27 protein-coding genes are annotated in these 25,576 nt (G+C 67.6%); 12 read left to right on the top strand and 15 right to left on the bottom strand.

The window, feature by feature from the left end; all coding sequences use genetic code 11:
• Nucleotide 1: 1 nt before the first annotated feature.
• A complete protein-coding gene (locus ASE48_RS03070; RefSeq protein ID WP_057165493.1) occupies nucleotides 2-196 on the bottom strand; it encodes a (2Fe-2S)-binding protein in 195 nt (64 codons plus the stop codon).
• Between the two features lie 4 nt (nucleotides 197-200).
• Complete coding sequence (locus tag ASE48_RS32530) at nucleotides 201-410, bottom strand: hypothetical protein (protein WP_156409009.1); 210 nt, start codon at nucleotides 408-410, stop codon at nucleotides 201-203.
• Between the two features lie 260 nt (nucleotides 411-670).
• Between ASE48_RS32530 and bfr the strand changes: the two genes are divergently transcribed.
• From bfr to ASE48_RS03050, 4 genes are read left to right on the top strand one after another with little or no spacing between them, the layout of a single operon-like run.
• Nucleotides 671-1,162: a bacterioferritin gene (gene bfr / locus ASE48_RS03065; RefSeq protein WP_057165492.1), complete on the top strand. Its 492-nt coding sequence runs from the start codon at nucleotides 671-673 to the stop codon at nucleotides 1,160-1,162.
• 54 nt (nucleotides 1,163-1,216) lie between these two features.
• Nucleotides 1,217-3,313 carry an MDR family MFS transporter gene (locus ASE48_RS03060; protein WP_442928665.1) on the top strand — a complete coding sequence of 699 codons (2,097 nt, stop codon included), beginning with the start codon at nucleotides 1,217-1,219 and terminating at the stop codon, nucleotides 3,311-3,313.
• Between the two features lie 42 nt (nucleotides 3,314-3,355).
• The gene (locus ASE48_RS03055) at nucleotides 3,356-3,838 is read left to right on the top strand and encodes a carboxymuconolactone decarboxylase family protein (protein ID WP_057165490.1); all 483 of its coding nucleotides are present in this window, start codon (nucleotides 3,356-3,358) and stop codon (nucleotides 3,836-3,838) included.
• 47 nt (nucleotides 3,839-3,885) lie between these two features.
• Nucleotides 3,886-4,269 carry a hypothetical protein gene (locus ASE48_RS03050; RefSeq protein ID WP_442928664.1) on the top strand — a complete coding sequence of 128 codons (384 nt, stop codon included), beginning with the start codon at nucleotides 3,886-3,888 and terminating at the stop codon, nucleotides 4,267-4,269.
• Here ASE48_RS03050 and ASE48_RS03045 read toward each other — a convergent pair.
• The 5 genes from ASE48_RS03045 to ASE48_RS03025 all read right to left on the bottom strand — a co-directional run bounded on the left by ASE48_RS03045 (nucleotide 4,220) and on the right by ASE48_RS03025 (nucleotide 9,322).
• Nucleotides 4,220-5,086, bottom strand: coding sequence for a cytochrome c biogenesis CcdA family protein (locus tag ASE48_RS03045; RefSeq protein WP_057165488.1), 867 nt, complete (start codon nucleotides 5,084-5,086; stop codon nucleotides 4,220-4,222). The two genes, ASE48_RS03050 and ASE48_RS03045, sit on opposite strands and share 50 nt — an antisense overlap.
• Nucleotides 5,087-5,569 (bottom strand): protein disulfide oxidoreductase, encoded by a 483-nt coding sequence (locus tag ASE48_RS03040; protein ID WP_442928663.1) that lies wholly within the window; start codon nucleotides 5,567-5,569, stop codon nucleotides 5,087-5,089.
• Between the two features lie 83 nt (nucleotides 5,570-5,652).
• Nucleotides 5,653-7,008 carry a cytochrome P450 gene (locus ASE48_RS03035; RefSeq protein ID WP_057165487.1) on the bottom strand — a complete coding sequence of 452 codons (1,356 nt, stop codon included), beginning with the start codon at nucleotides 7,006-7,008 and terminating at the stop codon, nucleotides 5,653-5,655.
• A gap of 30 nt (nucleotides 7,009-7,038) precedes the next feature.
• The gene (locus ASE48_RS03030; RefSeq protein WP_268766269.1) at nucleotides 7,039-7,506 is read right to left on the bottom strand and encodes a limonene-1,2-epoxide hydrolase family protein; all 468 of its coding nucleotides are present in this window, start codon (nucleotides 7,504-7,506) and stop codon (nucleotides 7,039-7,041) included.
• 28 nt (nucleotides 7,507-7,534) lie between these two features.
• Nucleotides 7,535-9,322, bottom strand: a complete 1,788-nt coding sequence (locus ASE48_RS03025) for an N-acyl-D-amino-acid deacylase family protein (RefSeq protein ID WP_057165485.1) — start codon at nucleotides 9,320-9,322, stop codon at nucleotides 7,535-7,537.
• 95 nt (nucleotides 9,323-9,417) lie between these two features.
• Between ASE48_RS03025 and ASE48_RS03020 the strand changes: the two genes are divergently transcribed.
• Nucleotides 9,418-10,323: a dienelactone hydrolase family protein gene (locus tag ASE48_RS03020; RefSeq protein WP_057165484.1), complete on the top strand. Its 906-nt coding sequence runs from the start codon at nucleotides 9,418-9,420 to the stop codon at nucleotides 10,321-10,323.
• A gap of 6 nt (nucleotides 10,324-10,329) precedes the next feature.
• Here the strand turns inward: ASE48_RS03020 and ASE48_RS03015 are convergent, their stop codons facing one another.
• A complete protein-coding gene (locus ASE48_RS03015) occupies nucleotides 10,330-11,256 on the bottom strand; it encodes an SDR family oxidoreductase (RefSeq protein WP_057165483.1) in 927 nt (308 codons plus the stop codon).
• Between the two features lie 128 nt (nucleotides 11,257-11,384).
• On the opposite strand from ASE48_RS03015, the gene ASE48_RS03010 reads away from it, so the two are divergent.
• Nucleotides 11,385-12,491 (top strand): glycosyltransferase, encoded by a 1,107-nt coding sequence (locus ASE48_RS03010; RefSeq protein ID WP_057165482.1) that lies wholly within the window; start codon nucleotides 11,385-11,387, stop codon nucleotides 12,489-12,491.
• A gap of 56 nt (nucleotides 12,492-12,547) precedes the next feature.
• A complete protein-coding gene (locus tag ASE48_RS03005) occupies nucleotides 12,548-12,958 on the top strand; it encodes a hypothetical protein (RefSeq protein WP_156409008.1) in 411 nt (136 codons plus the stop codon).
• A 3-nt stretch (nucleotides 12,959-12,961) separates the two neighbouring features.
• Here ASE48_RS03005 and ASE48_RS03000 read toward each other — a convergent pair whose 3' ends face one another.
• Both ASE48_RS03000 and ASE48_RS02995 read right to left on the bottom strand, forming a co-directional pair.
• Nucleotides 12,962-13,534: a winged helix-turn-helix domain-containing protein gene (locus ASE48_RS03000; RefSeq protein ID WP_057165481.1), complete on the bottom strand. Its 573-nt coding sequence runs from the start codon at nucleotides 13,532-13,534 to the stop codon at nucleotides 12,962-12,964.
• Between the two features lie 61 nt (nucleotides 13,535-13,595).
• Nucleotides 13,596-14,351 carry a MetQ/NlpA family ABC transporter substrate-binding protein gene (locus ASE48_RS02995; protein ID WP_057165480.1) on the bottom strand — a complete coding sequence of 252 codons (756 nt, stop codon included), beginning with the start codon at nucleotides 14,349-14,351 and terminating at the stop codon, nucleotides 13,596-13,598.
• Nucleotides 14,352-14,509: 158 nt separating this feature from the next.
• On the opposite strand from ASE48_RS02995, the gene ASE48_RS02990 reads away from it, so the two are divergent.
• Both ASE48_RS02990 and ASE48_RS02985 read left to right on the top strand, forming a co-directional pair.
• Nucleotides 14,510-15,946: an APC family permease gene (locus tag ASE48_RS02990; RefSeq protein ID WP_057165609.1), complete on the top strand. Its 1,437-nt coding sequence runs from the start codon at nucleotides 14,510-14,512 to the stop codon at nucleotides 15,944-15,946.
• Nucleotides 15,943-17,280 carry a glutamine synthetase family protein gene (locus ASE48_RS02985; RefSeq protein ID WP_200962040.1) on the top strand — a complete coding sequence of 446 codons (1,338 nt, stop codon included), beginning with the start codon at nucleotides 15,943-15,945 and terminating at the stop codon, nucleotides 17,278-17,280. The genes ASE48_RS02990 and ASE48_RS02985 overlap by 4 nt, the downstream gene beginning before the upstream one ends.
• Before the next feature lie 5 nt (nucleotides 17,281-17,285).
• Here the strand turns inward: ASE48_RS02985 and ASE48_RS02980 are convergent, their stop codons facing one another.
• Nucleotides 17,286-17,930 carry a TetR/AcrR family transcriptional regulator gene (locus ASE48_RS02980; RefSeq protein ID WP_057165479.1) on the bottom strand — a complete coding sequence of 215 codons (645 nt, stop codon included), beginning with the start codon at nucleotides 17,928-17,930 and terminating at the stop codon, nucleotides 17,286-17,288.
• 58 nt (nucleotides 17,931-17,988) lie between these two features.
• Between ASE48_RS02980 and ASE48_RS02975 the strand changes: the two genes are divergently transcribed.
• Nucleotides 17,989-19,299: an FAD-dependent oxidoreductase gene (locus tag ASE48_RS02975; RefSeq protein ID WP_057165478.1), complete on the top strand. Its 1,311-nt coding sequence runs from the start codon at nucleotides 17,989-17,991 to the stop codon at nucleotides 19,297-19,299.
• Here ASE48_RS02975 and ASE48_RS02970 read toward each other — a convergent pair.
• A complete protein-coding gene (locus ASE48_RS02970) occupies nucleotides 19,296-20,579 on the bottom strand; it encodes a cytochrome P450 (RefSeq protein ID WP_057165477.1) in 1,284 nt (427 codons plus the stop codon). The genes ASE48_RS02975 and ASE48_RS02970 overlap by 4 nt on opposite strands.
• Before the next feature lie 52 nt (nucleotides 20,580-20,631).
• Nucleotides 20,632-21,039, bottom strand: a complete 408-nt coding sequence (locus ASE48_RS02965) for a DUF6188 family protein (protein WP_057165476.1) — start codon at nucleotides 21,037-21,039, stop codon at nucleotides 20,632-20,634.
• Between the two features lie 255 nt (nucleotides 21,040-21,294).
• On the opposite strand from ASE48_RS02965, the gene ASE48_RS02960 reads away from it, so the two are divergent.
• Nucleotides 21,295-22,185 (top strand): cyclopropane mycolic acid synthase family methyltransferase, encoded by an 891-nt coding sequence (locus tag ASE48_RS02960; protein WP_057165475.1) that lies wholly within the window; start codon nucleotides 21,295-21,297, stop codon nucleotides 22,183-22,185.
• Between the two features lie 3 nt (nucleotides 22,186-22,188).
• On the opposite strand, the gene ASE48_RS02955 is transcribed toward ASE48_RS02960, so the two are convergent.
• Nucleotides 22,189-22,620, bottom strand: coding sequence for an acyl-CoA thioesterase (locus ASE48_RS02955; protein WP_057165474.1), 432 nt, complete (start codon nucleotides 22,618-22,620; stop codon nucleotides 22,189-22,191).
• A 61-nt stretch (nucleotides 22,621-22,681) separates the two neighbouring features.
• Between ASE48_RS02955 and ASE48_RS02950 the strand changes: the two genes are divergently transcribed.
• On the top strand, nucleotides 22,682-23,668 hold the full coding sequence (locus ASE48_RS02950) for a threonine ammonia-lyase (RefSeq protein WP_057165473.1): 987 nt from the start codon (nucleotides 22,682-22,684) through the stop codon (nucleotides 23,666-23,668).
• A gap of 410 nt (nucleotides 23,669-24,078) precedes the next feature.
• On the opposite strand, the gene ASE48_RS02940 is transcribed toward ASE48_RS02950, so the two are convergent.
• Nucleotides 24,079-25,557: a peptide MFS transporter gene (locus ASE48_RS02940; RefSeq protein WP_057165471.1), complete on the bottom strand. Its 1,479-nt coding sequence runs from the start codon at nucleotides 25,555-25,557 to the stop codon at nucleotides 24,079-24,081.
• Nucleotides 25,558-25,576 lie beyond the last annotated feature (19 nt).

Below are 25,576 nucleotides of genomic sequence, written 5' to 3'. Positions count from 1 at the left end.
GTCAGCGCCCTGCGTGCACCGGGCAGTCGACGGCGGTGCGGGAGGCCGCCAGGATGGCCCGCACCGTGCGACGGCACCGGCCGCAGTCCGAACCGGCGCCGCAGGCGTCTGCGACCTGCCGGGAGGTGGTGGCACCCGCGGCGACCGCGTCGTGGACGGCCTGGGTGGTGGCTCCGGTGCACAGACAGACGAACATGCGCTCAGGCCGCCGTGTCCGTGGACAACATTGGAACGGGCTGCGGTGCGCCATTGTTTTCGCGTCCGGGCAGCGGTGCGTATCCGGAGAAAAGGCGGGCATTCATATTCGCCGTCGAATGGCGATCATTCATCTCGAATGTCAATGCGGAAATGGCGTTGCGCGGCGATAGCGCGACGGCGGGAACGGACGACTGGGAATTGAATTCCGCCACCGTTCCTCCCATTGCATCCGCGTTGATCCGGGCTGCCGACGTCGACCGTCAGCGGGTTAGGTCAGTGTAACCTAACTAAGGGTAGCCAGTCCATAACAAGGCCTCTGACTAGGGTTAGCCTCACCTACGGCGCGCCGAACCCGTCTGAAAAATGTCTCCGAACCGCCGTCGCCGCTCTCGCCGCCACCTGTCCACTGGACTAGATTCAGAGGCGCACGGCTTTAACAAACTTGACCAGCCCTCAGGTGCCTAGGAGCGACATGCAAGGCGATCCAGACGTTCTCAAACTGCTCAATGAGCAGCTGACGAGTGAACTCACGGCGATCAACCAGTATTTCCTGCATTCGAAGATGCAGGACAATTGGGGATTCACCGAATTGGCCCGCCACACCCGGGAAGAATCATTCGAGGAAATGCGTCACGCGGAAACGATCACCGATCGGATTCTGCTCCTCGACGGCCTGCCGAACTATCAGCGGCTGTTCTCGCTCCGTGTCGGCCAGACCCTGCGCGAGCAGTTCGAATCGGACCTCGCGATCGAATATGAGGTGGTGGCCAGGCTGCGTCCCGGCGTCGTCATGTGCCGTGAGAAACAGGACGCCACCTCGGCCGGCATCCTGGAGACGATTCTCGCCGACGAGGAAAGTCACATCGACTACCTGGAAACCCAGCTGCAGTTGATGGACACCTTGGGCGAGGAGCTGTACTCCGCGCAGTGCGTGTCGCGGCCGCCCAGCGTGGGTACCGGGTAACCGCGCGGTCGGCGGACCCGGCCCCCGCGTATATTAGGTAGCAAAGCTAATATTCTGCTGGGTCGGGGAGGACCGAGGATATTTGTGACGGCCGCTGACACCGGCACGGTGAGTGCGCTGATCAGTCCGCAGCGGCGCAACATCATCTTCGTCGCGGTGCTGCTCGGCATGCTGCTTGCCGCGCTCGACCAGACCATCGTCGCCACCGCGCTGCCGACGGTGGTATCCGATCTCGGGGGTGCGGGCCACCAATCCTGGGTGGTCACCAGTTACCTGTTGGCCTCGACGATCGCCACTGCCGTCGTGGGCAAGCTGGGCGATCTGTTCAGCCGCAAGTCGGTGTTCCAGGTGGCGGTGGTCTTCTTCCTGTTCGGCTCGGTGCTGTGCGGGCTGGCCGGATCGATGTCGATGCTGGTCGGCGCCCGAGCGCTGCAGGGCATCGGGGGCGGCGCTCTGATGGTCACCGCGACGGCCGTGATCGGCGAGGTGATCCCGCTGCGCGATCGCGGCCGCTATCAGGGAGCACTGGGGGCGGTCTTCGGCGTCACCACCGTGATCGGGCCACTGCTCGGCGGCTTCTTCACCGATCACCTGTCGTGGCGCTGGGCGTTCTGGATCAACGTTCCCGTTGCCGTGGTGGTGTTCGTGGTCGCCACGGTTGCCATCCCGGCGCTGGCCCGCAAGTCCCGGCCGGTGCTCGACTACGCGGGCATCGCGCTGGTCGGTCTGGGCGCTTCCGGCCTGACCCTGGCCACCAGTTGGGGCGGCGGCGAGTACGCCTGGACCTCCCCGATGATCATCGGGCTGTTCGTGGGATCGCTCATCGCGCTGGCGGCGTTCGTGCGGGTGGAACTGCATGCGACGGAACCGATTCTGCCGATCCGGCTGTTCGCCGGACAGGTGTTCTCGGTGTGCTGCGTGCTGGCGTTCATCGTCGGCTTCGCGATGCTGGGCGCCATGACGTTCCTGCCGACGTTCATGCAGTTCGTCGACGGGGTATCGGCGACGGTGTCCGGTCTGCGCACCTTGCCGATGGTGGCCGGCATGCTGATCACCTCGATCGGCAGCGGTTCGATCGTCGGGCGCACCGGTCGTTACAAGATTTTCCCCGTCGCCGGTACTGCCATCATGGTCGTCGGCTTCCTGCTGTTGTCGACGATGGACGCGCAGACGGCGTTCTGGATGCAGTCGCTGTACCTGTTCGTGCTGGGCTCCGGTATCGGCTTGTGCATGCAGGTGCTGGTCCTGGTGGTGCAGAACACCGCGAACTTCTCCGATCTGGGGGTGGCGACCTCGGGTGTCACGTTCTTCCGGACCATCGGAAGTTCCTTCGGGGCGGCGATTTTCGGGTCGCTGTTCGCCAACTTCCTGTCCGGGCGGATCGCGGATGCGCTGGCCATCAGCGGGGCACCGCCGATCGCCGCCGAGTCCCCGCAGGCGTTGCGCGAGTTGCCGCCCGAAATGGCCGCGCCGATCATCGAGGCGTACGCGGATTCGCTGGGGCTGGTGTTCCTGTGTGCGGCCCCGGTGGCCCTGGTCGGATTCGTGGTCTCGTTGTTCCTCAAGGAGATCCCGCTGCGCGAAATGGATGCGGTCTCGGCCTCCGATCTCGGCGAAGGCTTCGGGATGCCCGCACCCGAAACCTCCGATGAGATCCTGGAGATCGCGGTGGCCAGGGTTTTCCGGGACTCGCCCGATATCCGGTTGCGCAGGCTGACCGAGTATCCGGGCTGTGAACTCGACGTGGCCAGGTTGTGGGCGGTGGTCCAGATCTACCGGCACAGCCAGGTGTACGGTTCGGCGACACTGAGCCAGATTGCCGAACTGCGACGGCTGCCACCGGAGGTGTTGGAGCCGGCCTTCGACCGGTTGGTGGAGACCGGCTATGCGCTGCGCACCGGGGATCAGCTGTGGCTGACGCAGGCCGGCGCGCACCAGGTGGGCGTGGCGATCGACGCCTTGGTCAGCAAGTTGGTAGACCGGCTTGCCGGGGTGACGGGCATCGACGAGACCGCGCCGGATCGCCAGGGGCGGCCGGATCGGCTGCAGGTCGAGGCCGCGCTGGAACGCATCGCGCACCGGATGGTGCTGCAGCCGCAATGGGTCGAAGACCGTGCTGAGCTGACCGCTGCGGCCGGTCCAAAAAACTAGAACACGTTCCAATTCGAGGTCATCGGGCGTATCTTCGTTTCCATGAGCCGTATCGGAGATTTCGCTGACGACGATGCCGCCGCGTGGATCACCAAGTCACCCGACATCGGTGTCGCGATGGCCGGATTCACCCACGCCGTCTACAACAAGAACCGGCTGCCCATGCGGGTGCGGGAACTGGCCAGGATGGTGATCGCCCTGGACAACGAGTGCGTGGTCTGCCAGAACACGCGTGACTCGGCGGGGATCGAGGCCGGCGTCGACGAAGACCTCTACGACCACGCCGCCGTGTGGCGCACCTGGCCGGGCTACAGCGAGCAGGAGCGCGTCGCCGCGGAGTTCGCCGAGCGTTTCGCCGGCGATCACACCGGCCTGCGTGATGACGACGAATTCTGGGAGCGGTGTCGCGCCCAGTTCAGCGATGAGCTGCTGACCGACCTTGCCCTCTCGTGCGCCATGTGGCTGGGCATGGGCCGGATGCTGCGCACCCTCGACATCGGCCAGTCCTGCAAGATCACGCTTTGACCGTTGCTTCGGCGGTCGGCGCCGCGCTGACCTTCGTGTGGCTCGGCATGGTGCTGGCCATCTCGTTCCTCGAGGCCCCGCTGAAGTTCCGGGCACCCGGCGTGACGCTGCAGATCGGGCTCGGTATCGGCCGGGTGGTCTTCCGTGCGCTCAACGCTGTCGAGGTGGTGTTGGCCACCGCTGTCGCCGTCGCGCTGGTGTCGGCGGCTCCGCCCCGCCCGGCGCTGATCGCGGGCGTCATCGCCGCTCTCGCGCTGATTGCCCAGTTGACCGTCGTACGACCACTTTTGAGCAGACGCGCCGATGCGGTGCTGGCCGCCGGTCCGGTCGCCCAGCTACCCCGGTCCCGGGCCCACCATGTCTATGTCGTCCTGGAGCTGATCAAAGTTGCGTCGCTGATCGTCGCCGGGACCGTGCTGCTCGCCGGCTGACTCCGATCGCCACCGCCGGCGCCAGTACCACCAGAAGCAGTGCCAGCCAAGGCCATCCACCGTGGTCGTGCACCCAGCCGGCCAGCGCCCCCTGTAGGCGCCCCGCCGCGCCGACCACCGGGTCGGCGGGGTCGCCGGCGCCGTGGAAGAGCCGGATCTCGTAGACGCCGTAGTACGCCACGTACGCACCCACCACGATGAGCAGGGCGCCGCTGATCCTGTTGACGTACGGCAGTATTCGGCGGATCCGGTCGAGCAACGCGGAACTGGCCAGTGCGGTGGAGACCGCCAGCGCCCCGACGATCACCGCGAAGCCGCCCGCATACGCCAGGTAGACCAGCACGCTGTCGCGCCATGACGCCGAGCGGGCTGCGCCGGCGGTCACCGCCAGGAACGGCCCGACCGTGCAGGACAGTGACGCCAGCGCGAACCCGACCCCGTATCCGAGCATCGATCCGACGCGCGCGGTCGGTGCCCACCGCGACCCCGGTTGCACCGGCAGCTTGAGCGATCTCCCGAGCAGCAGCCACCCGCCGAGAACGACGAGTGCGACGCCGATCAGCACGGTGGCGAACGGCACGTATTGCTGGACCGTGGACGCAACGGACACCGTGAGCGCCCCGAACGCGGCGAACACCACCAGCACGCCGAGCGTCATGGCGGCCGTCGCGGTCACGGCGCGCCCGACCGCCCGTCCGGTGCCCACATCGGGCTGAATGACCAGACTGAGATAGCCGGGCAGCATGGCGAACCCGCACGGGTTGACCGCCGCGATCAACCCGGCCCCGAACGCCAGACCGAGCAGATCACCTTCCATCTAGGCGGTGAGTGCGCTGACCCGGGCCGCCAGATCCTGCTCCGACATCGCCGAGGTCGGGTTGTTCACGAAACTCGATGTGCCGTCGGCCGTGACGAAAAGATAGGCCGGCTGCCAGGGCACATTGAACTTCGTCCACAGGGACCCGTCGGCGTCGTTGAGGTTGGTGAAGCCGAGGTTGTAGCGCGTGACGAATTCCTGCATGGCGCCGACATCGGAGCGCGCCGCCACCCCGACGAACGTCACGTCCGGGTTGGCCGCCGCCACCTTGCTGACGGTGGGCGCCTCCTGGTTGCAGAACGGGCACCACGGCGTCCAGAACCACAGCACCGCAGGCTTGCCCTGCAAGCTCGCGCCGTCGAAGGGGGCACCCGACAGGGTGGTACCGGTGAACTGGAGCCGGTCGTCGGCCACCGCCGTTGGGGCGCCGGCGATACCCAATATCAGCCCGGAGGCGAACAGTGTGACGGCGAGCGAACGCAGCCGCCGAGCGAACGGAAATGTCACGGGGACCTCCGGAGATTTCAGCTGGTCCACAGCCAGGATGCTGCGGGCCTCAGCTGGTATCACGTACCCCGTGCCAGTCCGGTTCGAACATCGGCGCTCTCGTGATGCGGGCATGACGCCACCGGTGCGGTGTGGACCGCCTTGGCGCGGATCCGGGCGCCGCGGTGCGGGATGAGGATGACGCCCTTGACCCGTGGGCGCTCGGCACGAGCGGTGCTGGTGTGCAGATCGACGCGGCGCAGCACCTCGCGCAGCACGACCGCCATCTCCACCAAGGCGAAATTCGCGCCGAGGCATCGGCGATTGCCGCCGCCGAACGGCAGCCACGTCGTCGGTCCCAGCGAGGCGCCGAGCATCCGGTCCGGGTCGAATCGATCGGGATCGGCGTACTGGCCGGCGTCGCGGTGTACCAGTCCGATGCCCGGAGCCACCATCACCCCCGCGGGCAGCCGGTAGCCGGCGACCTCCGTCGGCTCGGTCAGGATGCGCCCGACATCGAACACCACCGGCCGGATCCGCAGTACCTCCTTGCACACGGCATCGAGGTACTCGTCGGTGCCGCCGCGCGCCGCGTGCACGGCCCTGCTCAGCACCCCCGGGTGCCGGGTCAACCGTTCCAGCGCCCATGACAGCGCGGTCGCGGTCGTGTCGTGACCGGCGACCAGCAGGGTCATCAGCTGATCGCGCAGTTGGACATCGGTCATGTCGCCGGCGCGGATCATCATGGCCAGCGCGTCGGTGCGGCTGTCCAGTTCCGGGTCGGCCCGGCGCTCGGCGATTTCGGCGTAGAGCAGACGGTCGGCCTCCCGCAGGCGATCCCGGAACGGGCGCCACGGCGCCAGGCGTTGCAGGCCCGGGGTGTTGATCGCCAACGACTCCCAGACCCCGACGCTGAGCAGTTTCGGCATGATGGCGCGCAACTGCGCCAGCCGGTGTTCGTCGGTGGCGCCGATGACGGTCCGCAGGATCACCTCAAGCGTGATCTCGGACATCCTCGGGCCCACCGCGAAGCTACGGCCGACCGGCCAGCCCGCGATGTTGTCCGCCGCGATCGCGGCGATCAGTCCGGTCTGACGGGTCACTGCCTCGCGGCGGAAGGGCGCCAGCATGAGCCGCCGGCGGTCGCGGTGTTCCTCGTCGTCGACGACCAGTACCGAGCTGGAGCCCAACAGTCCGGCGAGCATCGAGTTCGCCTCGCCCGCGTGGTAGACCGCCGGGTCGCCACCGAACACGGTCTTGATGTCGTCGGGCCGGGCCAGGTAGATCAGGGTGCCCATGGAGGCCACCCGCAGCGTGAACACGTCCCCGTAACGGCGGCGGCAGGTCGAGACGAACCGGGGCCAGAACTTCATCAGCAGCGCGGCCTGGATGCCTGGCGGCAGCGGTGGCCCGGGCGGCAACGCGATCTCGGTCACGTGTATGAGTCTAGGCGCGGACCGCGGTCCTCAGAGCAGATCTGTCGCGTCGTACACCCAGGACATGTCGGCGGTGGCGAAGTCGGCCAGCCAGTTCGGCGGCGCGAAGTTGGCCAGCGCGCTCATGTCCCAGTAGTCCTTCCAGATGGTGATCCTGTCGTCGACGACCTCGTGCACGGTGACGAAGCGCAACTGAGCGACCTCACCGGTCGGCCACGTCCAGGTCTCGGAATGCTCGTACATGACGTTCGGTCCGTCGGCGACCAGCAACCCGTCGTGGTTTTCGTAGCCGGACAGGACCTCGAGGCCGATCTTGAGCCGCTTGATGATGTCCTCGGGGCCGCGCGCCGCGGCGGCGGGGCCCACCGGCATGTCCGCGTAGATGCAATCGGGCGCGAGGTGGGTCTTCACCTGATCCCAGTCGCGCGCGGACAGCGCCCGCCACATGCCCAGGACGGTTTCAATTTCCCCTCGCTGCGCTCGACCGGGAGGAGCGATATCCCTCTGCGGCGCTCGACCGTCCTGGTCAGCTGACACGTGCCAATTCGCTCTTGTCGGTGGGCAGTGCGGGGGAGCGGTGTGCCGCCCGCAGGAATCGCCCGGTGCGCTGGTTGCCGAGCAGGTCGGTCGGGCGGCCATCGAGGAACACCGCGCGCCCGCCCACCAGCACGGCGCTGACGGTGTCGTCGTTGCGGTTGACCATCCTGGGCAGCCCGCCGTAGCAGTCGACGGGTTCCTCGGCGTAGGCCTCCAGGGAGGCGTCCAACCGGGCGGGGTCGACGATGACCACGTCGGCGCGGTCCCCGATACGCAGATGCCCGGCATCGAGCCGGTACCAGTCGGCCAACTCGCCGGTGAGCCGGTGCACGGCCTGCTCGATCGTCATGAACGGCTTGCCCGCGTTCTCGGCGTCACGCACGTGCTTGAGCAGCCGCAGACCCATGTTGTAGAACGCCATGTTCCGCAGGTGCGCGCCGACGTCGGAGAATCCGAGCTGAATGCCGGGTTCGCGGGCCAGCTTCTTGAGCACGTCGGGCCGGTGGTTGGAGATGGTGGTACGCCAGCGCAGGGCTTGTCCGTGCTCAAGCACCAGATCCAGGAATGCGTCCACCGGGTGCACGCCGCGGTCCAGGCCCACCTGACCGAAGGAGCTGCCGATGACCGTGCTGTCCGGGCAGCCCACGATCTCGGCGTCATGGAAGTCGCGCTGCCAGACCCGGACACCGAAACGGTTCTCGTAGTCTTTGCGGAACTGCCTGCGATACAACTCATCTCGCAGCAGATCGTTGCGCGCCACTTCATCGCGCAGGTGTAGTGCGGCGGCACCGGCACCGAACTCCTCGAACACCACCAGGTCGATACCGTCGGCGTAGACCTCGAACGGGACCGGCAGGTGTTGCCAGCGGAAGTTGCCGCCCAGGGCATTGATGACCCGGGCCAGCGGGCCCAGCAGCTTGATGGCGTGCGGATTGGCCTTGATGTCTGCCGCGGACAGCAGGCTGGTCTTGAGCGGATTGCGGAAGACGCCCAGCGACTGGGCCAGCTGTGAGGCCAGGTTGACCGGGTTCTGGATATCCGGCCCGGACTGCAGCACCCGGCCGGCGCGACGCAGCAAGGACTTGAGTCGGCGTAGCTCGCGTGGGCCGGCGTAGGTGGACGGCAGCGTTCGCGAGCGGCAGACGTCTCCGTCGATCTTGTCGAAAAGCAGTTGTTGCGAGGACATTCCGACGAATCCGGCGTCCAGCGCCTCGGTGAGCATGGCTTCCATTCGGGCCTGCTCGCGCCGGGTCGGTCGGTGCCGTCTGCGGGTGGCGCGGTCCAGGCCCATCACCGCGGTACGCATATCGGAGTGGCCGATGAACGCCGCGAGGTTGGGCCCCAGCGGCAGCGACTCCAGGGCCTCGACATACTGCTCGGCCCCGGTCCAGGTCTTGTTCCGGTCGACGGTGTCGATCACGAATTCGCGGGGGATGGCCTCGACCCGGCCGAAGAGATCCCCGGCGTCGGCGCCACCGACGTGCACGGTCGACAGTGAGCACGAGCCGAGCATCACCGTGGTGACGCCATGGCGCAGTGACTCGGGCAGCGACGGTAGGCCGAGCACCTCGATGTCGTAGTGGGTGTGGATGTCGAGCATGCCGGGCAGCACCCATTTCCCGGCGGCATCGAGGATCTGGGGGCAGCCGGTTTCGTCCAGGGCTTCGGCGGAGATCGCGGCGACCTGGCCGTCGCGGATGCCGATGTTGCGGAGCGCCGACGGCGCACCCGTCCCGTCGAACCAGCGGCCCCCGCGGATGATTGTGTCGTAGGTCACCCAGACATCAGAGCAGTGCGGTGCAGGGGTGTCAACGAAAATCGTGAACAGATTCCAAAAGGTGTCTACTGTGCCGGCGGCGCATAATCGACACCGTGACTCCTTTGCAGCGCTATATCGCCGAAGAGATCGCCACCGACCATGTCGATGGGCTGCTGTCCCGACGGGAAGCGATGCGCCGGCTCGCGCTGCTGGGCGTGGGCACGGCCGCGGCAACCGCCCTGATCGCGGCCTGCGGATCGAACTCCGCCCAGCCGAGTCCGACGTCGACCGAGACGCCCACCGCGCCGGTGTCCACCCCGCCGGGGATGGACACCGCCCTGCAAACCGCCGCGATCACCTGGGCCGGCCCCAAGGGTGAACTGCAGGGAGCGTGGGCACAGGCGGCCGAACCCAAGGGCGCGGTCCTGGTGATCCACGAGAACAAGGGCCTCAACGACTGGGTACGCACCGTTGCCGGCCGCCTCGCCGGCGTCGGCTACTCAAGCCTCGCGATCGACCTCCTCTCCGGGAACGGCGGCACCGCCACCTTCGCCGACCCCGCCGAGGCGACCGCCGCACTGGGCAACCGCGCGCCTGAGGACATGGTCGCCGACCTGAAGTCGGGGATCGCCGAGGTCTCGGCGCGCACCCCGGGGGCCAAGGTCGCGGCCATCGGCTTCTGCATGGGCGGCGGACTGGTGTGGCGGCTGTTGGCCGCAGGCACGCCCGAACTGTCCGCGGCCCTCCCGTTCTACGGGCCCACCCCCGACAACCCGGACTTCGCCGGCTCGAAAGACGTCGCCGTGCTCGGCTTCTACGGTGAGCTCGACCAGCGGGTCAATGCGAGCGAACCGATCGCCCGGGCCGCGCTGGAGCGGGCCGGGCTGGTCCACGAACTGGTGACCGAGCCCGGGGCCAACCACGCCTTCTTCAACGACACCGGTGACCGGTACGACGCCGGCGCCGCGGCCGACGCGTGGCGACGGACCTTGGACTGGCTGTCCACGCACGTCGGGTGACCTCGCTCAGGTCGTGCCCCACCCGTCCGGGCAGTAGCCGTCGATATCGGTGAAGCCGTACTCCCTGGCCAGCTCCACCGAGGTCACCGATCGCTGATTCCAGCGCGCCCGCATCTCGTCGGCCGCGATCGCGGCCACCCCACGCCCGGCGAACCGCGGTGTCTCCGACTCGGCGAATCCCGGCGGCGCACTCGGGTAACCGTCATCGCGACCGGCATGCAGTGCCGTGCGCCAGTTGTCCTCGGTCACCCCGTAGTTGTCCAGCATCATCTCCGAACGCAGCCAGCCGGGGCTGACGGCGACGGCGGTCGCGCCGACCTGCCGCAGTTCGTGTCCGTGGCTGAAGGCGAGCCGGTTGACGGCCAACTTGGCGAGATCGTAGAAAACCGACAGCCGGAACGTGTCGGCGTTGTATTCGGTTGTGCCATCGGTGATTTCCACCAGCAGACCGCCGGGGCGGGTGACCATCAGTGGTAACAGGCAATGCGAGGTGATCAGGTGCGTGCGGACCCCGAGATCGATGATGCGCAGCCCGTCATCGAGGTCGTGCTCCCACATCGGCCGTCCCCAGGTCGCCGGCGGGCCCTTCAGCACCTCCGCGCCCCAGATGTCGTTCACCAGGATGTCGATGGTCCCGTACTCGTCGCGAAGACGGTCCGCGAGCGCGCGAACCTGGTCGGGAATCAGATGGTCGACCTGGATCGCCACGCCGGTTCCGCCCAGCGAATCCACCAGTGCCGCAGTCTCTTCGATGGTTTCCGGGCGGTCATAGTCCGAACCTCCGCGTCCGGTGACGCTGGTGCGGCCGGTGCAGATGACGGTCGCCCCGGCTTCGCCCAAGGCCGCAGCGATACCCCGGCCGGCGCCTCGAGTGGCGCCGGCCACGACGGCAACCCGGCCGCGAAGCGCCCCGGGGCCCGGTAATCCGGCCATGGACGCAAAGTATGCGCGTGGACACCGAACCTCGTGGGCGAACCCGCATAGCGCACATTCACCCTGAGTTAACACACTGGTAGGGCGGGCGTGTTCGACCGCACATGGGTGGCGGCTGTGATGGGCACATGCGAGTCGTCCAGGTCGCGAACTTCTACGGTCCGCGGTCCGGGGGCCTGCGGACCGCCATCGACCGACTCGGTGCCGAGTACACCGCGGCCGGCCATGAGGTCACCCTCGTGGTGCCCGGCGACCGTCCGTCCCGACACATCCTGGACTCGGGTGTCACCCGGCTGTCGCTGCCGGCACGGCTGATTCCCTTGACCGGTGGTTACCGCGCCGTGCTGCCCGGCCCGGTCACCGCGCTACTGGCCGAACTGGCACCCGACGCACTTGAGGTGTCCGACCGGCTGACGTTGCGCTCGCTCGGCCCGTGGGGCAGACGGCACGGCGTCGCGACCGTGATGATCTCCCATGAACGGCTGGACCGCCTCGTCGGGCAGATCCTTCCACCGCGTGCTGCCCGCGCGGTCGCCGACATCGCCAATCGCCGCACCGCGCGCAACTACGACGCCGTGGTCTGCACCACGGCGTTTGCCCGTGCGGAGTTCGACCGAATCGGTGCGGACAATGTCGTCACCGTCCCGCTCGGCGTGGACCTCGATCAGTTCCATCCCCGGCACCGCAGCGCGCAGCTGCGCAGCCGGTGGGCGCAACCGGAACAGACCCTGTTGGTGCACTGCGGCAGGCTGTCGGTGGAGAAACATGCCCACCGGAGCATCGATACCGTTGGTGCACTGCGTGATTCAGGTGTCGACGCGCGTCTGGTGGTGGTCGGGGAGGGGCCGTTGCGGACCCGACTGGAACGTCAGGCCGCCGGGCTGCCCGTGGACTTCACCGGGTACATCGGATGCCGCGACACCGTCGCCGGGATCCTGGCCTCCGCGGACGTCGCCCTGGCGCCGGGCCCGCACGAGACCTTCGGCCTGGCGGCACTGGAGGCACTGGCCTGCGGCACCCCCGCGGTGGTGTCGCGCACCTCGGCGCTCGCCGAGATCCTGACCGCCGACAGTGGCGCGACCGCCGACAACGATCCGGCGGCCATCGCGCGGGCGGTCACCTCCGTCATCTCCCGGCCCGAAGGACCGCGCCGTAGCAACGCCCGCCGCCGCGCCGAGCAATTCACCTGGCCCCGCGCGGCCGCCGGCATGCTCGACGTCCTCGCCCGGCGCTGACACCGAAATCTCGCAGCCGGACATGGACGGCGCATCGGTGCCATACGATTCCTGACATGTTGGTCTCCGCTGTGATGTGGCCCGGGCTCGCGATACCCGTCGTGGTGGTGGCCGCACTCAGCGGCGCGGGCCATGCCGCCGCGGCACCCGGAGACCCGGGCTGTGCGACAACACTGTCGGCACCGCAGGTGATCGACGTGTCCGGGACCGCCATGGTGTCGGCCTCGGCTTCGCCGGGGGCCTGCAACCGGGCCGAGCCGCAGCTGCAGGTCGCCTGCCTGCAGCGGGTGGGCAGCACCGTCGCGCCGGTCTGTGTGCAGGCCGAAGGGCCGGGCACCGCACGGGTGAACTTTGCGCCCTACACCCCGGGGGCCAGTTATGTGGCCACCGGCCGCAGCTGCGCCAACGCCGGTAGCCCGCCGGTCACCTTCTGTCGCTCGGCCGGACCGCTGACAGCCGCCCTGTAGGCGTCACGCCCGGTAACGGTCCACGGCGGCCGGGACATAACGCACGTCGGCACCCGCATCGAACCGGTACCCACGTCCCCGGATGGTGGTGATGACACCGCAATAGCCGCCGAGCTTGACCCGCAGCCTGCGCACATGGGTGTCCACGGTGCGGCCCGACATCTCGGGATCCAGGGGAACCCGGGCGTCGTCCCACACCTCACGCATCAGCCGCGCGCGCGACATCGGCTGCCGCGGATGCTCGGCCAGGAAGCACAGCAATTCGAACTCGCGGTAGCTCAACCGCACCGGCACCCCGCGGACGCGAACATCGCGGCCGGCCCGGTCGATCAGCAGACCGTCGAAAGGCTCGGACACCGCGGCACGCCTCGCGGCAGGCACCTCATCGGCCGTCGCGATGATCGCCGCACGGGCCCGCACACCCGGCACCGAGTTCGCGATGACGCGGCCGAACTCATCGGCGAGTTGCGCGGTGCGGGAGGGCAATTCGGGGAATCCGGCGGGCACGTCGAGCACCAGGACCACCTGCACCGACGCGGTCGCGTCGGGAGCCGGAGGCGGGCTAGCTTGGTACACGCCACCTACGGTGCCGCAGCAGGCGCCGCCCGGTCAGGGTTTGCCGCGGCGTGAGCGCAACTCAGAATGCCGGGGTCACCTGTCCGGCGTAGGTCAGCTCGATGAACTGCCTGGTGGCTGCCCCGGTCAGCAGACCGGCCAGCACACCGACATCGGGATTGGCCTGGTCGTGCGCCGTCGTCACCAGGTATTCGGCGTAGGTCGGGTCACCCCGGTCGCAGTGCAAGGCGGTGTCGGTGTGCACATTGCGTTCCATTGCCTGGTTGCCGAACAGGAACACCGCGTCGAAATCGTCGAGGGCAGAGGGCAGTGTCCAGCTGGTGAGCTCCTTGAACACCAGCCGGCCCGGATTGGCGCGGACATCGGTCGCGGTGGCGAGCTGCCCGGAATCGGGTCGGCAGTGGATCAGCCCGAGCCGGTCCAGCATCATCAGCGAGCGATCCGCATTCACCGGGTCCGCGGGCAGCGCGATTTCGGCGTACTCCGGTAGCGCGGCGAGCTGGGTGACCCGGCTGGAGTACAGGCCGAAAGGCTCGATGTGCACGGCCACCACCGGCACCAGTGCGCTGCGGCTGCGGCGGTTGAATTCGTGCAGAAATGGCAGGTACTGGAAGTAATTTGCGTGCAGTCTGCCGGCCGCGAGCCAGTCGTTGGGCTCGTCGAAGCTGTCGAACACGGTCACCTGCAGGTCGATGCCGGCGGCGGCCAGGTGCTGGCGGATGTTCTCCAGGATCTCCGCATGCGGCACGGGTGTAGCGCCGACCCTAAGGGGGCGTTGGCCTTTCGTGCTGACCGACCGCACGCTGCTCGTCAACATGTCCCGAAGGGTACTGATGTCTGCGTCGATTGCAACGTCGCCCAATGTGTCCGATTGTTACGCCCTTTAACGCACGGTGAATGCAGCGGTGGTTGTCGCGGCGTGACCGCCCCACGGTCGCGACAGCATCATCCGGCCAGCAGGAAGAGCGGTTCCCCATGTCTGAAATCACGGCTGTACCTGAGCAACTGAGCGGCCCACCGGGGGAGCGCAAGCTGCGCGGTAACCTGGGTGTGGCATCCATCGTGTTCATGGTGGTGGCCGCGGCGGCCCCGCTCGGCGTCGTCGGCGGCGTCTTTCCGCTGGGAATCGCCGGTGGTAATGGTGCCGGGTTCCCGGCGACCTTCGTCGTGTCGACGCTCATCCTGCTGCTGTTCGCGGTCGGTTTCACCGCGTTGACCCCGTTCGTCGAGGAGGCGGGCGCCTTCTTCTCGTATGTCCGTCATTCCCTTGGCTTCTCGACCGGAATCGGTTTCGGCTTCGTCGCGCTCGTGAGCTACGTCGCCCTGGAGGCCGGGGTGTACGGGCTGCTCGGGCCGGCCGGGGTCGGCGTCGTGACGCTGTTCGGTGGGACCGAGATCCCGTGGTGGGTGCTCGCCGCCATCGCGTTCGCGGTAACGACGTTCCTGGGCTACCGCAACATCCAGCTGTCCAGCCGCGTGCTGGGCGTGCTGCTCACCGCGGAGATCGCGATCATCCTCGTCCTCGACCTGATCATCGTGGCGCGCGGCGGCGGTGACGACGGGCTGTCCACCGGCATCGTCAACCCGTCGACGGTGTTCTCCGGCTCGCTCGGCATCGGACTGCTGTTCGCGATGCTGAGCTACATCGGTTTCGAGGCGACGGCGATCTTCCGCGACGAGGCGAAGGATCCGGAACGCACCATTCCCCGCGCCACTTATGCGGCGCTGATCCTGATCGGCGCCTTCTACGCCGTCACCAGCTGGGCGCTGATCTCGGCGTGGGGCGACACGCAGGCCGTCACCCAGGCGACGGATTCCGGCGGCACGTTCCTGTCGGACGTCGCGCAGACCTACATCAAGACCGCAGGCAACGACATCATCACGGTGCTCTACTTCACCAGCCTGTTCGCCTGCATCCTGGCGTTCCACAACGTCGCGTCGCGCTACGTGTTCGCGCTCTCGCAGCACCGCGTGCTGCCCCAGTCGCTCGGCATTGCGCACGCTGCACACGGGTCCCCGCACAAGGCGTCGCTGTGGATCTCGGGCGTCGTCGCGATCAGCATCGCGCTGGCCGTGCTGTTCGGGCTCGATCCCGTCACGCAGTTCTACACCTGGTTCGCGGCGGCCACCACGGTCGGTTTCGTGGTGCTGCTGATCGCCACCAGCGTGGCGGTGCTGGTGTTCTTCGCCCGCGACCGCCGCGGCTACTCGCAGTGGCGGGTGCGCATCGCACCGGCGCTCGGGCTGCTCGGACTGGGCGTCACACTGGTGCTCATCCTGACGAACCTGGAGGGGCTCGCCGGCTCGAATGCGCTGGGCTGGGGCATCGTCGGACTGCTGGTGGTGGCGTTCATCGTGGGCGCCGTCATCGGCCGCCGGGTCGGCGATCCGGCCGGGGTCGTGCGGTCGTGACGGCATCGGTGCGACCCACCGACTCGGCTGCGGCCGCGGATCTGTGGCGCCGGCTCTCGGAGGGCTCGCTCACCGAGATCGAGGTGGCCTGGAGCGATCCGCTGGGCCACGCGCAGGGCAAGCGAATCCCGGCGGCACAGTTCCTGGACCGCGCCCAGGGCAGCGGGTTCGCCTTCTGTGAGGCCTCGCTGGGCTGGAACGCCGACGGCACCGTCATCGACGGTCTGCGGCTGACGAACTGGGACGGCGGATACCCGGACGTGTTCGCGGTGCCGGATTTCAGCACCTTCCGCGGGGTTCCGTGGCGGCCCGGTGTCGGGCACGTGATCTCCGATATCTTCGCGCACGACCGTTCACCGTCGCTGCTGGACCCGCGCGCGGTGCTGCGCCGGGTGCTGGACCGGCTGGCTGGGCTCGGCTACACCGCCAAGGTCGGGGTGGAGCTCGAGTTCTATCTGCTCAATCCGGACGGCACCACGTATCTGGATGACATTCACGCCTACTCGCTGGAGAATGCGAACGCGCTCGACCCGATCCTGTCCGATCTGTACGAGACGCTCGGTGCCTTCACCCGGCTGGAGGGCATCCAGACCGAGTACGGCCCCGGCCAGGTGGAGACCAATCTCGTCTACACCGATGCGCTGGAGGCCGCCGACGACAGCGCCCGGCTGAAGTACGCCGCCAAGGAGGTGGCGCGCCGGCACGGCAAGCTCGCCAGTTTCATGGCCAAGCCGTTCGCCGATCAATCGGGAAGCTCTGCGCACCTGCACATCTCGCTGTGGCGCGACGGCGAACCCGCGTTCGCGGGCACCGGTGGCACCGAGAACGACCTGGCGTTGTTCGCCATCGCCGGACTCCTGGAGCATCTGCCCTCCATCACCGTCTTCGGAGCGCACTCGGTGAACGCGTACCGCCGCTTCGTGCCCGATTCGTTCGCCCCGGCGACCGTCACCTGGAGCCGCGACAACCGCAGTGCGGCGGTGCGTTCCCTGGTGGAAGCCACGCCGGAGGCCAACCGCATCGAGTTGCGCACCGGCGCCGCCGACGCCAATCCGTACTGGCTGGTCGCCTCGGCGCTGGCCGCGGTGGTGGCCGGGATCGAGGCCGGCCGCAGGCCCGATGCGGCCGAGGGCGGCAACCTCTACGGCTCGGGCACACCGCTGCCCGAGTCGCTCGCGGTGGCCGTGGCCCTGGCAGTGCGCGACGACACCATCACCGAGATCCTCGGTGCCGATTCCGTGGCGGATTTCGCGGCCATCGCGCACAGCGAGTGGCAGGAGTACTCCAAGCAGGTCACCGACTGGGAGCGGCGGCGCTACCTGACGACCTCGTGACGGTGTCAGGCCGCGCGTAGCAGCTGGCTGCCGGCCAGCTGGATCAACCAGATTCGGAACCGCCGGTGTGACCAGCCGCGGGTGCCGACCAGCCTGGTGAACAGGGCAGGATCGCCTGCCAGCCAGGCGATGTCGATCGCATCAGCGCGTCGGAGCCGGTCGGTGAGCGCGCCCAGTTCGTCCAGCCGCGCGACAACCGTGCGCGCGCCGTCAAGACGCTGACGCTGATACTGCTCGAACAGGGCCCGCGCCGACTCGTCGGAGTCGGCGGCGACCTCCAGGGCACGGAACAGCGGGGCGACCCGGATGGCGACATCGACCAGAACGTTGACCCAACCCTCGAGCAGGCGGGCAGGATCGTTCTCGGCGAGGGCCGCGGAAAGGTCTTCGCGCTCGGCGAGCGTGGCTTCCTCGTCGTCCCCGGTGATCGCCCAGTCCAAGGCGGTCTTGAGCAGTTCAACCTTTCCACCCACCGCGGTGAAGACGGTCTTGCGGCTGACCTCGGCGGCCTCGGCGACCGCGTCGATGGTGGCCGAGGCGAAACCGTGCTCGACGAACACCGCTGTCGCGGCAGCAACGATGGTGCGCCGGGTTTGCCGGGCCTGCCCGGCCCGCAGGCTGGAGCGGTACTCGCGCTTGACGGAATCCAATTTTTACCTCACTCTGAGTGAAATCACTACACTATCAGTATCCTGAATTGGAGGCGCGATGCGGATCCTCGTTGTCGGTGCGGGCCCGTCGGGACTCTATTGCGCACTTGCCTTGGCCCGCCGCGGGCACGATATCGACCTGGTCGACCGCGAGCCGGGCCCGCCACCCCGCGGCCTGTGGCGACGCCGCGGTGTCATGCAGTTACACCATGCGCACACCTTCCGAGGACCGGTGGTTGATGTGCTGCACGCTGAGATGCCTTGTGTGCTGGACGATCTTGCGGCGCGACGGGCCGAGGTTGCCTACGACGGCGACGGCCGGGCGATCGCGCTGCTGTGCCGTCGGGCCACCTTCGATTCCGTGCTCCGAGAGCACGCCCAGCGCACCCCCCGCGTCACGGTCCGGACGGGCCACGTGACGTGCGGCCGCACCGGACTGCTCATCGACGGCGTCCCGAACCCGTCCGATCTGGTCATCGACGCGACCGGACGCAGCGGCAGGCTGACCGGAAGGCCGCCACGATCCGGGACCGTCGTGGACTGCGGTGCCGTCTACGTGACCCGCCAGTACCGGCTGCGCGGGGCGGGCCTTCCGCCGATGAACAGCCCGATCGGCCTGTCGCTAAGCATGGACGGCTACATCGCGATCGCCTTCGTTCACGATGCCCGGACATTCTCGGTCACGATCATCCATGACGGTTCCGACCCACGGTTGCGCGAACTCCGTGACGTGGCGGTCTTCGAATCGGTGATCGGCGCCATCCCGCAGCTCTGCGAATGGACGGCCGCCGGGCGATCGGATGCCATCACCCCGGTACTCGCCGGTGGACGCCTCTACAACGGTTATCGCGGCCAGCTGGACGACGCCGGGCGTCCATACGTTTCCGGTGTGATCTCCGTCGGCGACGCGGTCTGCACCACCACGCCGCTGGCCGGGCGCGGCGTCGCGCTGGCCCTGTGGCAGGCTCGCGAGCTCGTCGACAGGATCGGCGGAAACAATCTGTCGCCCAACGAGATCGAGCAACTCACCGCGGACTTCGATTCGTGGTGCGAGGTGGTCGTCAAACCGTGGTTCGACGACCAGGTGTACGCCGACGGTCACCGATTGCGCCGATGGGCGGGGGAGGACGTCGACCTCTCCACGCCGCTGCCCAGTGATGTCATCTCGGCCGCCGCCGAGCGTGATCCCCGGCTGGCCGCGTTGATCGCGCCGTATCACCGGATGGACGTACCCCCGGGCGGCCTGGCGGCCGCCGAGCCCCTGGCCCGAGCCGTGTACGCCACCGGCTGGCGCCCCGGGTTCCCGCATGGCCCCTCGCGCGACGAACTCGCCGCGTTGTGCCGTTCGCTCACCGCACAGATCGCTTAACCTGGCGGCGTCCAGCGCACCGGCAGGCGCTTGATGCCGTGGATGAACGGCGACAGCAGTCGATCCGGCTCGGCGTCGGCCGCCAGATCCGGTATCTGCCGGTGCAACTCCTCGAACGCGACCGTGATCTCGCGACGGGCCAGATTGGCACCGAGGCAGAAATGTGCGCCGCCGCCCCCGAAACCGACATGCGGATTGGGGCTGCGCCGGATGTCGAAACGCCACGGGTCGGTGAAACGGGTTTCGTCTCGGTTCGCCGATCCGTACCACAGGGTGACCTTGTCGCCGGCGGCCATCGCGACACCGCTGAGCTCGGTATCGCGGGTGAGGGTACGCCGCATGTAGGCCACCGGGGAGGCCCAGCGGACGATCTCCTCCACGGCGGTCGGCGCCAGCGCCTCATAGTCCGACCACCAGAGGTCGCGTTGCTCGGGAAAGCGGCTCAACGCGGCGACACCGTGGCTGATCGCATTGCGGGTGGTCTCGTTGCCCGCGACCACCAGCAGGATGAAGAACGACGCCACCTCCGCCGATGTCAGCTGTTCGCCGTCCACTTCGGCGGCCACCAGTGCGGTGGTCAGATCTTCGCCCGGTCGGGCCCGCCGGTCCTCGGCCAGGTCCTTGGCGTACGCACCGATATCCATGGCGACGTGCGCGAACTCGTCGAAATCGGTGGTGAGGTCGGGGTCTCCGAAACCGAGGATCACATTCGTCCAATGGAAGATCTTGTCGTGATCGTGCTCGTCGATGCCCATCATGTCGCAGATCACCTGCAGCGGAAGTGGGCCGGCCAGCGTCGTCACCAGATCGGCCCGGCCGTCAGGATGGTCGGCGACCATCCGCGAGACCAGGTGGCGGGCGCGTTCACGTACCGATTCCTCGATCCGGGCGAGCACCTTGGGCGTGAAGGCGCTGCGCACGATATTGCGCAGCCTGCTGTGCCGCGGGTCGTCCATGGCGATCATGGACCCGAAGTACTCGGCGAGTTCGGGGGTCTGATCGCCGATGGTGATGTTCGGGCTGGAGCTGAACACGTCGGGGTGCCGGCTCGCGAAGTGCACGTCGTCGTAGCGCGCGAGCGCCCAGTGCCCGGCACCGGCGTCGACACCTTCACCGGTGATCGGGGCGTGGAACGACACCGGGGCCTCCCGGCGCAGGGTCGCGAAGGCGCCGTCCCGGAAATCGTCGTCCTGTGACCAGAACCGCCAGGATCCGAGATCGATCTCGGACAGCTCGACCTGGCGGGGCTGCGATCCGTTGACATGTGTCGTGATCGGCATGGCCGTAGCTTAGGTTCGCCGCGCGCGGGTCACCGGCTTTTGACGGGGCCGCTCAGTCGGGCAGATCGTGGCGCACCACGCGGACCCGTCCGTGTGGCAGGCAGGCCGCGTACCCGTGGTGCTTGCCGTACAGCTCCCACGAGGTGTGCGCGTCGTCGCTGGGAACGTCGATGTGCTGCCCACCGGAAAATTGCAGGTGTAGGCTGCCGTCGTCATCCCAGTCGGCATGCGTGCAGGTGGTACCGGCAAAGTCGAAGAGCGGCTTCTGCTCGTTGCGTACCGCAGTCGGATCGATGGCCACGACCTCGGCCGCGCCCGAGGCGCCGCCGCCGAGTTCCGGCAAGGTCAACTCCATGGGTGCGGAGATGACGAGTTCGTTGTATTCGTCGAGGTTGAGCACCAGACCGTCGCGGAACATGATCCGCTGTAGGGTGCGCCCCTGGATCCATTGTTCGGTCATTTTTCCACTTTGGGCCGTTGCTGGGCCCAGCACAAGAGATGATGGGCGGTTCGCTCCGGAGCGGATCCGTTTCTGTTGTCCAGACTCGGGACCGCTGGTGAAAGCAGCTGGTAGAACGCCTGCCGGAGACCACACCATGCGCGACACTGTTCGCTGATGTAAACGCATCAGGCTCCCGGGCGTAAACTCCACGCAACGGGGGAGGGTTCACGCAACGAGCCGGTCCATGTACGCGCCACTAGTGAAAGGGCTGACTTGCCCGCATCAGACAACCGAGTTCCCGAAACCGGCCTCACACCGCATTTCGAGGACGTTCAGGCGCATTACGACCTGTCGGACGATTTCTTCCGGCTGTTTCTGGATCCCACCCAGACCTACAGCTGTGCCTATTTCGAACGCGACGACATGACCTTGGAAGAGGCTCAGTACGCGAAGATCGACCTGTCGCTGGGCAAGCTGGGGCTGCAGCCGGGGATGAAGCTGCTGGACGTCGGCTGCGGGTGGGGTGCCACGCTCAAGCGCGCCATCGAGCGTTACGACGTCGACGTGGTCGGGTTGACGCTGAGCCGCAACCAGCAGGCCCACGTGCAGGAGCTGTTCGACGGCCTTGACACCGAACGGTCCCGCGAGGTGCTGCTGGAAGGCTGGGAGCAGTTCAGCGGTTCCGTCGACCGCATTGTGTCGATCGGCGCATTCGAGCATTTCGGCGCCAACCGGTACGACGACTTCTTCAAGATGGCCTACTCCGCGCTGCCGGCCGGGGGCTCCATGCTGCTGCACACCATCGTCAAGCCCAGTGATGCCGACTTCAAGGAACGCGGGCTGCCGCTGACCATGACGAAGCTGAAGTTCTTCAAATTCATCATGGACGAGATCTTCCCGGGCGGGATGCTGCCGTTCGTGTCGGTGGTCGAGGAGCATGCCGCCAAGGCCGGCTTCGAGGTGCAACGGGTGCAATCGCTGCGGTTGCACTACGCGCGCACGCTGACGATCTGGGCCGACGCTCTGGAGGCCCGCCGCGACGAGGCGATCGCCATCCAGTCCGAAGAGGTCTACGACCGCTACATGCGGTACCTGACCGGCTGCTCCGAGCTGTTCCGGGACGGGTACACCGACGTCTGCCAGTTCACCTTGCACAAGGCCTGATCCCTAACGCGCGGCTTCCAACGCCCGGCGCAACTCGTCGGATACGTCGCGCTTGGCCCAGCTGTCGGTGGACACCACCACGTACACGTTGCGTCCGCGCACCGCGACCTGTTCGGTGCGCTGCGGGTCATCGGCGGCGGTGCGCAGCACCGTGAAGGCGACCGCGAAGCTGGTGGTGCCGATGTGGTCGCAGACCGCCTCGACCCGGACAGCGTCGCGCCAGCGCACCGATGTCCGGTAGTCGATGTCGCTGTGCACGACTTTGAAGTCGACTCCGGACGACATCAGTTGGGCGTAGTCGACGCCGTGCTCGCCGAGCAGAGCGGTGCACGCCTCGTCGAACCAGGTCAGGTAGTGGCCGTTGAACACCACGCCCTGCTGATCGATCTCGGCGTACCGGGGCACGATTTTCAGTGAGCTCACGCCAGTCACCATGCACCACGACTGCGCGCCACCGCTAGCATCGAACGGTGATCTCTGCAGCGGCGGAACGTCGATGAGCGCGCCCACCCTCGTGACGGTCGACGAGATCAGGGCGGCGGCGGATCGGTTGCGCGGCAGCATCATGCGTACCCCGCTCATCCCGGCGCCGTGGGCCGATCACGACCGGCCGCTGTGGATCAAGCCGGAGAGCCTGCAGGTGATCGGCGCCTTCAAGGTGCGCGGTGCGCTCAATGCCATCGGCAGGATCGACGCCGGTCTGCGGCAGCGAGGTGTCGTCGCGTACTCGAGCGGAAACCACGCGCAGGCAGTCGCTTACGCCGCGGCACAATTCGGCATCGACGCGCACATCGTGATGCCCGAGGAGACCCCCGCGGTGAAGGTGGCGCGAACGAGAGGCCATGGTGCCCGGGTGGTGCTGTGCGGCGCGGGTGAGCGCGAAGCGGTTGCCGCGCAACTCGTCGAAGAGACCGGCGCGACGCTGGTGCCGCCGTTCGACCATCCTGACGTCATCGCGGGCCAGGGCACGATCGGCCTGGAGATCGCCGAGGATCTGCCCGATGTGAGGACGGTCCTGGTCCCGGTCAGCGGGGGCGGGCTGGCCTCCGGCATCGGCACCGCCATCCGCGCGCTGTGCCCACAGGCCCAGATATTCGGCGTGGAACCGGAGCTGGCGGCCGACACCGCAGCAGGCCTGCGTCAGGGCAGTCGGGTCAGCATGTCGATCGGGGACCGCAACCGGACCATCGCCGACGGCCTGCGCTCGGAACCGTCGGAGCTGACGTTCGCTCATCTGCAGCAGGTGCTCACCGATGTGCTGACGGTCAGCGAAGACGAAATACGTTCTGCGGTGGCCGAATTGGCCATACAGGCGAGGCTGGTCAGCGAGCCCAGCGGCGCGGTGGCTCTGGCCGCCTACCGACGCCACCGGACACCGCCGGGCAAGACGGTGATGATCCTGTCCGGTGGCAACATCGAACCGGCCCTGCTGGCCCAGATCGTGGCGGACTCACCAACGCGCGGGGTTCACCAGGGGGACTGACACGGCGCAACCGACGCGCGCGCAATGTGACCAGGCATCCTGTTCGGCGGCGGCCTTCAGGCGGCGCCGCCGGCCAGCCCAACCGCACGAACAGTTGGCCGTCGAGTGGCCGAAGCCACGGTTGTACACGTAGACCGTTCCGTGTCGTCGGGTGGTGTCCGCGAACAGATCTTCGAGCAGCATGGACATCATGGGTACATCTCCTTCGTCGACCTGACCTCGGTGTCATGTAGACGTGCTGGCGTGCTTCGATTCTGCGCCCGATCACCTCGGGATGGCGGGAGCCGCGGGTCACGACTCGGCGCAGATCCCATCAAGCCGAAGTAACTGGTGACCGGTCTCTACCCGGGGCTCTTCGTTGCTAAACCTGGTGCCTGCCCACGTAATTGACGCCTCGGCAGGTTGCTGGTCTAATGCACGCCCTCCATCAGACGGCTGATGCGACCGGTGAACGCCAGCACGATCAGACCCGCGGCGATCGCCACCAGACCGAGGATGCCGAAGTAGGCGAACTCGTGTGCCGGGTCGTAATAGCCCGAGAGCACCCCGGACATGGACGTCCCGAGTCCGACGGAGAAGAAGTACAGCGCCATCATCTGCGCCCGGAAAGCCTCCGGCGCAAGTTGAGTGGTCACGGCCAGGCCGATCGGGGAGATCATCAGCTCGGAGACCGCGAAGCCGGCCATGACCGCCACGATGAACAGCGCGGGAACGGCGCGGCCCGTGGTGCCTGCGAACGGGAGGAACAGCAGGAACGCCGCACCCATGCCGATGACGCCGTAGGCGAACTTCCGCGGTGTGGTGGGCGCCCGCTGACCCAACCGGGTCCACATGACGGCAAACAGTGGCGACAGCACGATGATCCAGACCGGCTCGATCGAACCGATCCAGCTCGACGGTGCCGTCCACCCGAAGATCGACCAGTTCATCCGTTCGTCCGAGTAGACCGCGAGGACGGTGAAGATCTGCTGGAACAGCGACCAGAACACGGCGTTGGCGATGAACAGCGGAATGAAGGCGCGCACCCGGGTGCGTTCGAGCGCAGTCACTTTGGCGCTGGTCAGCAACAGGGCGAAGTAGCCGATCGCGGCGACGATGATGACGCCGGTGGTGACCTGGGACAGGTTGTCCAGTGTCACCAGCCCGGTCGCGAAGGCGATGACCGCAACGGCGATCACTCCGACCGCGACCCCGACGGCCGGGAACACACCGCTGCGGGGCAGCGGGTTGGGCACCTCCCGTCCGTGCGTCCCCAGGTTGCGGCGGAACACCACGTACTGCACCAGGCCGAGCGCCATACCGATGGCGGCGGCCCCGAATCCGTAGTGGAACCCGACGTGGGTCTGCAGCAAGCCCGTGATCAGGGGCCCGACGAAGGCACCCAGATTGATGCCGAGATAGAACAGCGTGAAACCGCCGTCGGCGCGCGCATCGCCCTTGTCGTAGAGCGTGCCCAGCAGCGATGAAGCATTGGCCTTGAGTGCGCCGGAACCCAGGGCGACGAAAACCAGACCTACTGCTACACCGGTGATTCCGGGCAGTACCGCCAGCGCGATGTGTCCGAGCATGACGACGACGCCGCCGTAGAACACGGTGCGTTCCATGCCGAGGACGCGGTCGGCCAGCCAGCCGCCCAGCACTGTCGACAGGTACACCAACCCGCCGTAGGCGCCCACAATGCCGGTCGCCGTGGCCTTGGACAGTTCCAGGCCGCCATCGGTGGCCGAGTAGTACAGGTAGTACCCGAGGATGGTGAGCATCCCGTAGAAGGAGAACCGTTCCCACAGTTCGACACCGAACAGGTTCGTCAATCCGATCGGGTGGCCGAACAATGTGCGCGCCGCCTGCTGATCTGTCTGGCCGCCCCCGGCCCGTTCCGACCCAGTCATAGCGCCACCTTCCCACGAT

Origin of the sequence: Mycobacterium sp. Root265, assembly GCF_001428895.1 — a bacterium.
Taxonomy (GTDB): Bacteria; Actinomycetota; Actinomycetes; order Mycobacteriales; family Mycobacteriaceae; genus Mycobacterium.
This window is presented reverse-complemented; position numbering and strand designations above follow the sequence as displayed.